Genomic DNA, 12,239 nt, shown 5'->3' with positions numbered 1-12,239 from the left:
GGGCATGAATTCCGCAGAAGTTGATGCCTATCTGAGCCGGCTCGGGGTGGCCCACCCGGCGTGGCCGACCGTGGACGTCCTGCGCGAGCTGCACCTGAGCCATCTGCGCACCGTGCCGTTCGAGAACCTGTCGATCCACCTCGGCGAGGAGATCGTGCTGGAGGAGAAGCGGCTGCTGGACAAGCTGGTCGGCGCGCGGCGGGGCGGGTTCTGCTACGAACTGAACGGCGCCTTCGGGGCGTTGCTCGCGGCGCTCGGGTACGAGGTGACGCTGCTGGCGGGACGGGTCTACGACCGGGAAGGGCGACTGGGGATCCCGTACGACCATCTCGCGCTGCGGGTGCGGACCGTGGACGGGGGCGAGTGGCTGGCCGACGTCGGGTTCGGGGCGCACAGCCACTTTCCGCTGGCGCTGGAGGCGCGGGGTGAGCAGGAGGATCCGGCGGGGGTGTTCCGGATCGTGGAGGCGGGGCCGGACGCGGCCGGGGTGCGGGGCGGCCCCCGGCTGCCGGAGGCGGCGGACCTGGACGTCGTGATGAACGGCAGGCCGGAGTACCGGCTGGAGAGGCGGCCCCGGGTGCTCGGTGACTTCGTCGCCGGGGCGTGGTGGCATTCCACCTCGCCGGCCTCGCACTTCACGCAGTCGCTGGTGTGTTCGCGGGTGACGGAGGACGGGGGGCGGATCACGCTGAGCGGGCGCACGTTCAAGACGACGGGCGCGGACGGGGGCCAGGAGGAGCGGTACCTCGCCACGGACGAGGAGGTGCTGGCGGTGTACCGGGAGCGGTTCGGGATCGAACTGAAGCGGGTGCCCGCGGTGCGGAAGGGGTGAGGGGCGGTAGGGGGCCGGCGGTGCGGAAGGGGTGAGGGCTGGCAGGGGGAGGGCTGCAGGGGTGAGGGCTGGCAGGGGGAGGGCTGCAGGGGTGAGGGCTGGCAGGGGGAGGGCTGCAGGGGTGAGGGCTGGCAGGGGCGGGCGCGGCTGGAGAATGGCTGCGTGAGTGATGTGAGACATGTGCTGGTGCTGCCCGACCGGGACGCGGCCGAGGAGGTCGTGGAGGCGCTCCGGGAGCGGTTCGGGGTGGCCGAGGAGCCCCGGCTGGTGCGGGACGCGCTGGCCGGGGAGGACGACGCGGAGGACGCGCAGTGGCTTGTGGTGCTGCGGGACGAGGACGCGGCGCTGGATCCGGCGGAGCTGGACGCGTTCGCGGGGGAGTGGGAGGGGTGGCGGGAGGAGCCGTAGGCTTGCCCGCCGCGCTGCTGGCGGCGGGCGCTGCCCCCTGCGCGTCGCGTTACGCCGCCCCGGCACACCGTGTTATGCCACGCCTCGGGCCGCCCCGGCGCGCCGGGTTATGCCGCCCCCAGCACGCCTTGTTACACCGCCCCTGGCATGTCGGCGGCATGCCGTCTCCCCTGCACGCCGCGTTACGCCCCCTCCCGGCGCGTCAGCAGCAGGCCCCCGGCAACCCCAGCAGCCCCCACCCCGTCCCCCACTGTCAGCCCCCCATGCCATCCTTGACCCGATGGCCAGGAAAAGTGCTACCGACGATCCGCTTGCCCCCGTGACGCTTGCCGTGGGGCAGGAGGAGTTGCTCCTCGACCGGGCTGTGCAGGAGGTCGTGCGGGCGGCCAAGGCCGCTGATGCCGACACCGATGTGCGGGACCTGAGCCCGGAGCAGTTGCAGCCGGGCACCCTCGCCGAGCTGACCAGTCCGTCGCTCTTCGCCGAGCGCAAGGTCGTCGTGGTGCGCAACTCCCAGGACCTGTCCGCCGACACCGTCAAGGACGTGAAGTCCTACCTCGGGGCGCCGGCCGAGGAGATCACACTGGTGCTGCTGCACGCCGGCGGGGTGAAGGGCAAGGGGCTGCTCGACGCGGCCCGGAAGGCGGGTGCCCGGGAGGTCGCCTGCCCCAAGATGACCAAGCCCGCCGACCGGCTGGCCTTTGTGCGGCAGGAGTTCCGGGCCACCGGCCGCTCCGCAACCCCCGAGGCATGCCAGGCGCTCGTCGACTCCATCGGGAGTGATCTGCGGGAGCTGGCGTCCGCCGTGTCGCAGCTGGTCGCCGATGTCGAGGGGACGATCGACGAGGCCGTGGTCGGGCGGTACTACACCGGTCGGGCCGAGGCCTCCAGCTTCACCGTCGCCGACCGTGCCGTAGAGGGCCGGGCCGCCGAGGCTCTGGAGGCGCTGCGCTGGTCCCTGGCCACGGGCGTCGCGCCCGTCCTGATCACCAGCGCGCTCGCGCAGGGCGTCCGGGCCATCGGCAAGCTCTCCTCCGCCCGGGGCGGGCGCCCCGCCGATCTCGCCCGTGAGCTGGGCATGCCGCCCTGGAAGATCGACCGGGTGCGCCAGCAGATGCGCGGCTGGACGCCCGACGGGGTGGCCGTCGCGCTGCGGGCCGTCGCCGAGGCAGACGCCGGGGTCAAGGGCGGCGGGGACGACCCCGAGTACGCCCTGGAGAAGGCGGTCGTCATCATCGCGCGGGCGGCTCGCTCCAGAGGACGCTGACCGCGGCGGGGAGGAAAATCGTGGGTGTCAGCCACCATCGCCGGATCAGGAAAGGTGGCGGTCGCCATGGCTGAACACCCGCACGCACAACTCGTCCGCAAGGGATACGAGGCTTTCGCTTCCGGTGACATGGACGCCCTGCGCGGGCTGATGGCATCGGACTGCACCCACCACGTGCCGGGCAGCCACCCGCTGTCCGGTGACTACAAGGGCCAGGACGCGATCATCGAGATGTACGGCCGGCTCTTCGAGGAGACCGGCGGCACGATGAACGCCGAACTGCTCCACCTCATGGTCGACGGTCGCGGTCACTGCGTCGCCCTGCACCGCTTCAGCGCCGAGCGCAACGGAAAGCGCATCGACGAGAAGGGCTGCATCATCTTCCGGATCGTCGGGGACAAGGCCACCGATCTCGACGAGTGCGTCGAGGACATCGACCAGGCCAACGCCTTCTGGACGTGACACCGGCCCATCCCCAGGCAAGGCCCCCGCCCACGCCGAAGGCCCCGGCGCCCGTCCTGGGGAAGGGCGGGGTGCCGGGGCCTTCATGTGAAGCGTGAAGCTGCTGAGCTCGCACCCGCGTGGCGAACGCAGGCCGCGTGCGAGCTCGGGGTGCCGGACGGGAGCGGATGAGAGAGGGCCCGCTCTGGGTCCTTCCGGCGGTCAGATCAGAAGGGTTCAGCCCTTGAGGGAAGCGACCTTCGAAGCAAGCGCCGACTTCTTGTTGGCGGCCTGGTTCTTGTGGATGACGCCCTTCGAGACGGCCTTGTCGAGCTGACGCGCGGCAGCGCGCTGGTACTCGGTGGCCTTCTCGGCGTCACCCGCGGCAGCGGCCTCACGGGCCTTGCGGATCGCGGTCTTCAGGGAGGACTTGACGGCCTTGTTGCGCAGCCGGGCCTTCTCGTTGGTCTTGATCCGCTTGATCTGGGACTTGATGTTCGCCACGAATGAGCCTCTACAGGTTCTGGCACGGGTCCGCGCGAAAGCCGCACGGAATCCGTACCGGGTGATTTTCTTGGGGTGTGCCTCGCGCTGAGAGGGCAAGAGACACAGCCACCCAGGCTACCAGTGGCCCAGCATGCGGCCCAAACCGGTCTCCGGTCGCCGCCCGTGGGACCATGGAGCCTACGTATAGACCCGATCGTTCCGACCCGAGACCGCAGACGGCTGCGGACACCTCAAGAATCAGGACCCTGCGTGCCCGCGATCCCTAGCCATGTGCCCGAACCGAGCCGAACCGACCCGGCTCTGATCCGCAATTTCTGCATCATCGCGCACATCGACCACGGCAAGTCCACGCTCGCCGACCGGATGCTCCAGCTGACCGGTGTGGTCGAGCAACGGCAGATGCGCGCTCAGTACCTCGACCGCATGGACATCGAGCGCGAGCGCGGTATCACCATCAAGTCCCAGGCCGTGCGTCTGCCCTGGGCGCCCACCACGGACAAGGGCAACACGCACATCCTCAACATGATCGACACCCCGGGGCACGTCGACTTCACCTACGAGGTCTCCCGGTCGCTCGCCGCCTGCGAGGGCACCGTCCTCCTCGTCGACGCCGCCCAGGGCATCGAGGCCCAGACCCTCGCCAACCTCTACCTGGCGATGGAGAACGACCTCAAGATCATCCCCGTCCTGAACAAGATCGACCTGCCGGCCGCCCAGCCGGAGAAGTTCTCCGAGGAGCTCGCCAACCTCATCGGCTGCGACCCCGAGGACGTTCTCAAGGTCTCCGCCAAGACGGGCGTCGGCGTCGACGCGCTGCTCGACCGGGTGGTCCGCGAGGTCCCGGCGCCGGTCGGCGTCAAGGACGCCCCCGCCCGCGCGATGATCTTCGACTCGGTCTACGACTCCTACCGCGGTGTCGTGACGTACGTCCGTGTCATCGACGGCCAGCTCAGCAAGCGCGAGCGCATCAAGATGATGTCGACCGGCGCCACCCACGAGCTGCTGGAGATCGGCACCAACTCGCCGGAGATGCTCGGCGCCGACGGTCTCGGCGTCGGCGAGGTTGGCTATCTGATCACCGGTGTGAAGGACGTCCGCCAGTCCAAGGTCGGTGACACCGTCACCAGCATGCACAAGGGCGCGACGGAAGCCCTCGGCGGCTACAAGGACCCGAAGCCGATGGTCTTCTCCGGTCTGTATCCGCTGGACGGCTCCGACTACCCCGAGCTGCGCGAGGCCCTGGACAAGCTCCAGCTCAACGACGCCGCCCTGGTCTACGAGCCGGAGACCTCCGCAGCCCTCGGCTTCGGCTTCCGCGTCGGCTTCCTCGGGCTGCTGCACCTGGACGTGATCCGCGAGCGGCTGGAGCGCGAGTTCGGGCTCGACCTGATCGCGACCGCGCCGAACGTGGTCTACCGGGTGGTGATGGAGGACGGCACCGAGCACATCGTCACCAACCCCAGCGAGTTCCCCGAGGGCAAGATCAACGAGGTGTACGAGCCGGTCGTACGCGCCACGATCCTCGCCCCGACCGAGTTCATCGGCTCGATCATGGAGCTGTGCCAGACCCGGCGCGGCACCCTCCTCGGCATGGACTACCTCTCCGAGGACCGGGTCGAGATCCGCTACACCCTGCCGCTCGCCGAGATCGTCTTCGACTTCTTCGACCAGCTGAAGTCGAAGACGCGCGGGTACGCCTCCCTGGACTACGAGCCCACCGGTGAGCAGACCTCCAGCCTGGTCAAGGTCGACATCCTGCTGCACGGCGACAAGGTGGACGCCTTCTCCGCGATCACCCACAAGGACGCGGCGTACGCGTACGGGGTGCGGCTCGTCGCCAAGCTGCGCGAGCTGATCCCGCGGCAGGCCTTCGAGGTGCCCATCCAGGCCGCCATCGGCTCCCGGGTCATCGCCCGCGAGACCATCCGCGCCATCCGCAAGGACGTCCTCGCCAAGTGCTACGGCGGTGACATCTCCCGTAAGCGGAAGCTGCTGGAGAAGCAGAAGGAGGGCAAGAAGCGGATGAAGATGGTGGGTTCCGTGGAAGTTCCGCAGGAGGCCTTCATCGCCGTACTGAGCAGTGATGACAGCGCGGGGTCGGGCAAGGGCAAGAAGTAACCGCCGGTTACCGGTGCTCAGCCCGGCAAATCGGGCATCGAGGGGTCCGTCGTACGAAAGTGCGGCGGGCTCCGGCGCATGTAAGGGGTAGGTCTCTGTAGGAAGTGACAGGGCGCGGGCTCTTACGCCCCGGCCGGTCGCGCCTTACTCTGATCCCTGCTCGATAGTTACTCGCGAGTTAAACAACGGCACGCGAGTAGAACCAGCCGCATTCTGAGCCAGCCGCGTCGTCGCGGGCCCCGGAGGATGTCGTGAGCGACACACAGACTTTGATCGAGAACCGTCCGCCGAGCGTGGCGGCCCTCTTCCTGGAGCGCGTGGCGGCCACGCCGGACGCCGAGGCCTATCGCTATCCCGTGCCGAACGCGGCCGGGGAGGGCCCGGACGACTGGAAGTCGCTGAACTGGGGCCAGGCCGCCGAGCGGGTCTACGCGATCGCCGCCGGCCTCATCGAGCTGGGGGTGCAGCCCGAGCAGCGGGTCGCCCTCGCCTCCTCGACCCGCATCGAGTGGATCCTCGCCGACCTCGGGATCATGTGCGCCGGCGCCGCCACGACCACGATCTATCCGCAGACCAACGCGGAGGAGTCGGCGTTCATCCTCTCGGACTCCGCCAGCCGGGTGCTGATCGCCGAGGACGCGGCCCAGCTCGCCAAGGCCGTCGAGAAGCGCGCCGAACTGCCCGACCTCACCCATGTCGTGGTGATCGACCCGGCGGGCGTCGAGACCGCCGACTGGATCCTCACCCTGGACGAGCTGGAGAGGCGCGGCGCCGCCCGGCTGGAGAAGGACCCCGGCCTGGTCAGGGAGCGGGTCGGCGCGATCACCAAGGACCAGCTCGCCACCCTCATCTACACCTCCGGCACCACCGGGCGTCCCAAGGGTGTGCGCCTGCCGCACGACAACTGGTCGTACATGGCCAAGGCCATCGGCGCGACCGGCCTCGTCGGCCAGGACGACGTGCAGTACCTGTGGCTGCCGCTCGCCCACGTCTTCGGCAAGGTGCTCACCTCCGGCCAGATCGAGGTCGGCCATGTCACCGCCGTCGACGGCCGCGTCGACAAGATCATCGAGAACCTGCCGGTCGTCCAGCCGACGTACATGGCGGCCGTGCCGCGCATCTTCGAGAAGGTCTACAACGGCGTCGCCGCCAAGGCCCGCGCGGGCGGCGGGGCCAAGTACAAGATCTTCCAGTGGGCGGCCGAGGTGGCCCGCGAGTACGCCAAGGTCAGCCAGGACAACTTCCGGCGCACCGGCACCGCGTCCGTCCCCTTCGGCCTCCGCACGAAGCACAAGGTCGCCGACGCCCTCGTCTACTCCAAGCTGCGGGACGCCTTCGGCGGCCGGCTGCGGGCCTGTGTCTCCGGCTCGGTCGCGCTGGCCCCGGAGATCGGCTACTTCTTCGCCGGTGCCGGCATCCACATCCTGGAGGGGTACGGCCTGACCGAGTCCTCCGCGGCCTCCTTCGTGAACCCGGGCGAGGCGTACCGCACCGGCACGGTCGGCAAGCCGCTGCCCGGCTGCGAGGTCCGGATCGCCGACGACGGCGAGATCCTGCTGCGCGGCCCCGGCATCATGGAGGGCTACCACGGCCTGCCCGAGAAGACGGCGGAGGTGCTGGAGCCGGACGGCTGGTTCCACACCGGCGACATCGGCGAGCTGTCGCCCGACGGCTACCTGCGGATCACCGACCGCAAGAAGGACCTGTTCAAGACGTCCGGCGGCAAGTACATCGCGCCGACGGAGATCGAGGGCTCCTTCAAGTCGGTCTGCCCGTACGTCTCCAACATCCTGGTGCACGGCGCCGACCGGAACTTCTGCACGGCGCTCATCGCCCTGGACGAGCTGGCCCTGATGGGCTGGGCCAAGGAGCACGGGATGGAGGGCAAGTCGTACGCGGAGGTCGTCGCGGCGCCGGAGACGGTGGCGATGGTCGAGGGGTACGTCAAGCAGGTCAACGAGAACCTGCAGCGGTGGCAGACCATCAAGAAGTTCCGGCTGCTGCCGAGGGACCTCGACGTGGAGCACGGGGAGATCACGCCGAGCCTGAAGCTGAAGCGGCCGGTCGTGGAGCGGGAGTACAAGCACCTCATCGAGGAGATGTACGCCGGGACGCGCGAGGCGTAGCGGCTACGCCGGGTCCCTGCCGACCAGCTCCCGCAGTTCCTGGACCTCCGCCCTGAGCGCCTCCAACTGGAGTTGCTTGCTGTGCAGGTCCAGGAACACCTTCACCTTCGCCCGCAGCACCCACGGGTCGAAGGGCTTGGTCAGATAGTCGGCCGCGCCGGTGGCGTAGCCGCGGAAGGCGTACCCCGTGTCGTCCTCCGCGCCGGTCAGGAAGATGATCGGGACGTCCTTCGTCTGGTCCAGGCGCTTGATGTTCGCCGCCGTCTCGAAACCGTCCATGCCGGGCATCCGGACGTCCAGCAGGACCAGGGCGAAGCGGCGGCGCAGCAGGGCCTTCATCGCCTCCTCGCCGGAACGCGCCCGCACCAGCGGCTCGTGGAGGGAGCCCAGGACCGCCTCCAGGGCGATCAGGTTGTCCTCCATGTCGTCGACCAGGAGGATGCCGGCGCGCCCGTCCCGTGCGTCCTGGGCGCTCATGGCGTCGCCTCGTGCGTCTCCTCCGGGTCCAGCAGGGCGCACACGACGGTGAGCAACCGGTCCACGTCCACCGGTTTGGGTACGTAGTCGTTGGCGCCGCGCGCGATGGACTTCTCCCGGTCGCCGGGCATGGCCTTCGCGGTCAGCGCGATGATGGGCAGGTCCACCCAGCGCGGGGTGCGGCGGATCGCGGCGATGGTCTCGTAGCCGTCCATCTCCGGCATCATGATGTCCATCAGGATGAGTTCGACGTCCGGGTTGCGCTCCAGGGTCTCGATGCCCTCGCGGCCGTTCTCCGCGTAGAGCACCGGCATGCCGACCCGGCCGAGCACATGGGTGAGCGCGAACACGTTGCGGATGTCGTCGTCCACGATCAGCACGCGCCGCCCGGACAGCACCTGCCCCGCCCGGCCCGACTGCCACTCCTCCAGCTTGGTCGGCGTGGGCCAGGCGTCGTCCGCCTCCGGCAGGGGGGACATCTGCTCCGGCACCAGTACGGTGCTCCGGTCGTCGGACACCGGGTGGCCGGGGCTGACGACCGGGACGTACAGGGTGAAGGTGGAGCCCTGTCCCGGCTCGCTCTCGGCGACGATACGGCCGCCCAGCAGGCCCGCGATCTCCCGGCTGATGGACAGGCCGAGACCGGTGCCGCCGTACTTGCGGTTGGTGGTGCCGTCGGCCTGCTGGAACGCCTCGAAGATCACCGGGAGTTTCTCCGGCGCGATCCCGATGCCGGTGTCGGACACCTCGAAGGCGATCACCCGCTCACCGGCCTCCGCGTCCTTGACCAGACTGACCCGCAGCTCGACCCGGCCCGAGGCGGTGAACTTGATGGCGTTGGACAGCAGGTTGCGCAGCACCTGCTGCAGGCGCTGCTCGTCCGAGTACATCTCGCGCGGGACGTCCTCGCCGACCGACACCTCGAAGGAGAGCCCGCGGTCGTGGGTGAGCGGGCGGAAGGTGGCGTGGACGTAGTCGAGCAGTTTGATCAGCGGCAGCCGCTTGGGGCGTACGTCCATCCGGCCGGCCTCGATCTTCGACAGGTCGAGGATGTCGTTGATCAGCTGCAGCAGGTCGGAGCCCGAGCGGTGGATCGTCGTCGCGAACTGCACTTCCTGGTCGGTGAGATGGCCGTCCGGGTTGTCCGAGAGGAGACGGGCGAGGATCAGCAGGGAGTTCAGCGGGGTGCGCAGCTCGTGCGACATGTTCGCCAGGAACTCCGACTTGTACTGCGAGGAGGTGGCCAGCAGGGCCGCCTTCTCCTCCAGTTCGGCATTGGAGTGCTGCAACTCCGCCTGCTGTTTCTGCAGTTCGTCCGAGCGCTCCTGCAGCTGCATGGCCAGCCGCTGGGACTCGCCGAGGAGCGACTCGGTGCGGGAGTTGGCGATGATGGTGTTGATGGCGACGCCGATGGTGTTCACGAACTGGTCGAAGAAGGCCAGGTGGACATCGGAGAAGCGGGAGAAGGACGCCAGCTCGATCACCCCGAGGAGCTTGTCCTCGAAGAGGATCGGGATGATGACGATGGTGGTGGGAGCGGCTTCCCCGAGACCGCTGTTGATCTTGATGTAGTCCGGTGGGGCCTCCTCGACGAGGATGCGCTTCTTCTCGCGGGCCGCCTGCGCCACCAGGCCGTGGACCGGGAGGCCGCCGGTCTCCATGGTGGCGCCCTGCGCGGCGCCGTATCCGGCGATGAAGGCCAGGCCCTTGGTCGGGGCGGTGGTGCCGTCCTGCTCCGGGTCCGCCAGGTAGAACGCGCCGTACTGGGCGTTCACCAGCGGGGTCAGCTCGCGCAGGATCAGGTCGGCGACCTCCATCAGGTCCCGGTGGCCCTGCATCAGGGAGGCCAGGCGGGCGAGGTTGGACTCCAGCCAGTCCTTGGCGCGGGTCGTCTCGCGGAGGTTGGCCACCATCAGGTTGATGTTGTCCTTCAGCTCGGCGACCTCGCCGCGCGTCTCCACGGTGATCGAGCGGGACATGTCGCCCTGCGCCACGGCCGAGGCCACCTCGGCGATGGCGCGGACCTGGGTGGTCAGGTTCAGCGCCAGCTCGTTCACATTGGTCGTCAGCCGCTTCCAGGTGCCGTACACGCCCTCGACCCGGGCCTGGCCGCCGAGCTGGCCCTCGGAGCCGACCTCGCGGGCCACGCGGGTGACCTCGGAGGAGAACGAGGAGAGCGTGTCGACCATGGTGTTGATGGTGGTCTTGAGTTCCAGGATCTCGCCGCGCGCGTCCACGTCGATCTTCTTCGACAGGTCGCCCTGGGCCACGGCGGTGGCGACCTGGGCGATGTTGCGGACCTGCGAGGTGAGGTTGTCGGCCATGTAGTTGACGTTGTCCGTCAGGTCCCGCCAGACGCCGGAGACCCCCAGCACCCGGGCCCGTCCGCCGAGGTTGCCGTCGGTGCCGACCTCCCGGGCCACGCGGGTGACCTCGTCGGCGAAGGCGCGCAGTTGCTCCACCATCGTGTTGACGGTGTCCTTCAGCTCCAGGATCTCGCCGCGCGCGTCGACCGTGATCTTCTTGGAGAGGTCGCCGTTGGCGACGGCGGTGGTGACCTGGGCGATGTTGCGGACCTGCGAGGTGAGGTTCAGCGCCATGAAGTTGACGTTGTCGGTGAGGTCCTTCCAGACCCCGCTCACGCCCCGCACCTGGGCCTGACCGCCGAGGTTTCCCTCGGTGCCGACCTCGCGGGCGACGCGGGTGACCTCGTCGGCGAAGGCGGAGAGCTGGTCGACCATGGTGTTGATGGTCGACTTCAGTTCCAGGATCTCGCCCTTGGCCTCCACGGTGATCTTCTTGCCGAGGTCGCCCTGGGCCACGGCGGTGGAGACGAGGGCGATGTTGCGCACCTGGGAGGTGAGGTTGTCGGCCATGAAGTTGACGTTGTCGGTGAGGTCCTTCCAGACCCCGCTCACACCGCGCACCTGAGCCCGGCCGCCGAGGTTTCCCTCGGTGCCGACTTCGCGGGCGACGCGGGTGACCTCGTCGGCGAAGGCGGAGAGCTGGTCGACCATGGTGTTGATGGTCGACTTCAGTTCCAGGATCTCGCCCTGCGCGTCGACGGTGATCTTCTGGCTGAGGTCGCCGTTGGCGACGGCGGTGGTGACCTGGGCGATGTTGCGGACCTGCGAGGTGAGGTTCGACGCCATGAAGTTGACGTTGTCGGTGAGGTCCTTCCAGACCCCGGACACGCCCCGCACCTGCGCCCGCCCGCCCAACTGGCCCTCGGTGCCGACCTCGCGGGCGACGCGGGTGACCTCGTCGGCGAAGGCGGAGAGCTGGTCGACCATCGTGTTGACGGTCAGCTTCAGTTCGAGCAGCTCACCGGTGGCCTCGACGGTGACCGTGCGGGTCAGGTCGCCGCGCGCCACCGCCGTCGTCACCAGGGCGATGTCCCGCACCTGTGCCGTCAGCCGGGCGGCCATGGTGTTGACCGCCTCGGTCACGTCCCGCCAACTGCCCGACAGCCCGCGCACCTTGGCCCGGCCGCCGAGCCGTCCCTCGGTGCCGACCTCGCGGGCCACCCGGGTCACCTCGCCGGTGAACAGGGAGAGCTGGTCGACCATCTTGTTCACGGCCCGGCCCAGCCGCCGCAGATCGCCCCGCAACTGCCGGGAACCGTCGTGCAGATCGACCCGCTGGGTCAGGTCGCCGCCCGCCACCGCGTCCAGGACCCGGGTCGCGTTGGCCGCCGGGGCCACGATGGCGTCGAGCAGCTGGTTGACGTCATTGATCCGGGCCGTCCAGGCGCCCTGGCCCGGGCTCGCCGCCAGCCGCTCGTCGAGCCGGCCGTGCCGGACGAGCTCCCGTCTGACGCGCTGCACCTCGGAGTTGAAGTGCAGACTGCGGTTCATGATCTGGTTGTAGGCCGCGACGAGTTCGGCCACCACGCCGGTGCCGGGATCGGACACCCGCCGGAAGTCGCCGTCCCTCGCCGAGGTCATCGCGACGAGCAGAGGGCGCAGATCCGATGCCCGAATCTGACCGTCTTCGAGCGTGCGTGTACCACTGTTCTCACTCATGGCGGCCCACTTCGGTAACTCGGTGCTTATGGGCGTGG

At 69.2% G+C, this 12,239-nt stretch carries 8 protein-coding genes and 1 pseudogene; 6 read left to right on the top strand and 3 right to left on the bottom strand.

Translation table 11 applies throughout. The annotated features are described in order from the left end of the window. The first annotated feature begins 4 nt into the window (after positions 1-4). The 4 genes from ACWD1Z_RS29165 (at position 5) to ACWD1Z_RS29150 (ending at position 2,969) form a co-directional block, all read left to right on the top strand. Positions 5-832: an arylamine N-acetyltransferase family protein gene (locus ACWD1Z_RS29165; RefSeq protein ID WP_451122579.1), complete on the top strand. Its 828-nt coding sequence runs from the start codon at positions 5-7 to the stop codon at positions 830-832. 162 nt (positions 833-994) lie between these two features. Continuing rightward, complete coding sequence (locus ACWD1Z_RS29160) at positions 995-1,240, top strand: hypothetical protein (RefSeq protein WP_389416078.1); 246 nt, start codon at positions 995-997, stop codon at positions 1,238-1,240. Positions 1,241-1,520: 280 nt separating this feature from the next. Further along, entirely contained in the window at positions 1,521-2,507 is a 987-nt protein-coding gene (holA, locus tag ACWD1Z_RS29155) for a DNA polymerase III subunit delta (protein ID WP_451122577.1), read from the top strand. Positions 2,508-2,573: 66 nt separating this feature from the next. Then, positions 2,574-2,969 (top strand): nuclear transport factor 2 family protein, encoded by a 396-nt coding sequence (locus tag ACWD1Z_RS29150; RefSeq protein ID WP_389416080.1) that lies wholly within the window; start codon positions 2,574-2,576, stop codon positions 2,967-2,969. Positions 2,970-3,185: 216 nt separating this feature from the next. Here ACWD1Z_RS29150 and rpsT read toward each other — a convergent pair whose 3' ends face one another. Continuing rightward, positions 3,186-3,452 (bottom strand): 30S ribosomal protein S20, encoded by a 267-nt coding sequence (gene rpsT, locus ACWD1Z_RS29145; RefSeq protein ID WP_030042978.1) that lies wholly within the window; start codon positions 3,450-3,452, stop codon positions 3,186-3,188. A 252-nt stretch (positions 3,453-3,704) separates the two neighbouring features. On the opposite strand from rpsT, the gene lepA reads away from it, so the two are divergent. Continuing rightward, the gene (gene lepA, locus ACWD1Z_RS29140; protein WP_451122575.1) at positions 3,705-5,573 is read left to right on the top strand and encodes a translation elongation factor 4; all 1,869 of its coding nucleotides are present in this window, start codon (positions 3,705-3,707) and stop codon (positions 5,571-5,573) included. Between the two features lie 251 nt (positions 5,574-5,824). Then, complete coding sequence (locus ACWD1Z_RS29135; protein ID WP_451122573.1) at positions 5,825-7,699, top strand: AMP-dependent synthetase/ligase; 1,875 nt, start codon at positions 5,825-5,827, stop codon at positions 7,697-7,699. Between the two features lie 27 nt (positions 7,700-7,726). Here the strand turns inward: ACWD1Z_RS29135 and ACWD1Z_RS29130 are convergent. Together ACWD1Z_RS29130 and ACWD1Z_RS29125 are read right to left on the bottom strand one after the other, a co-directional pair. Next, positions 7,727-8,176 (bottom strand): annotated as a pseudogene (locus tag ACWD1Z_RS29130) (response regulator); the annotation flags it as partial. Then, the gene (locus ACWD1Z_RS29125; protein ID WP_451122571.1) at positions 8,173-12,201 is read right to left on the bottom strand and encodes a HAMP domain-containing protein; all 4,029 of its coding nucleotides are present in this window, start codon (positions 12,199-12,201) and stop codon (positions 8,173-8,175) included. The pseudogene ACWD1Z_RS29130 and the gene ACWD1Z_RS29125, both read right to left, overlap by 4 nt. Positions 12,202-12,239 lie beyond the last annotated feature (38 nt).

Source organism: Streptomyces sp. NPDC002784, assembly GCF_053592135.1.
Note: the sequence above shows the minus strand (reverse complement) of the source record. Positions and strands in the feature narration are given on the sequence as shown.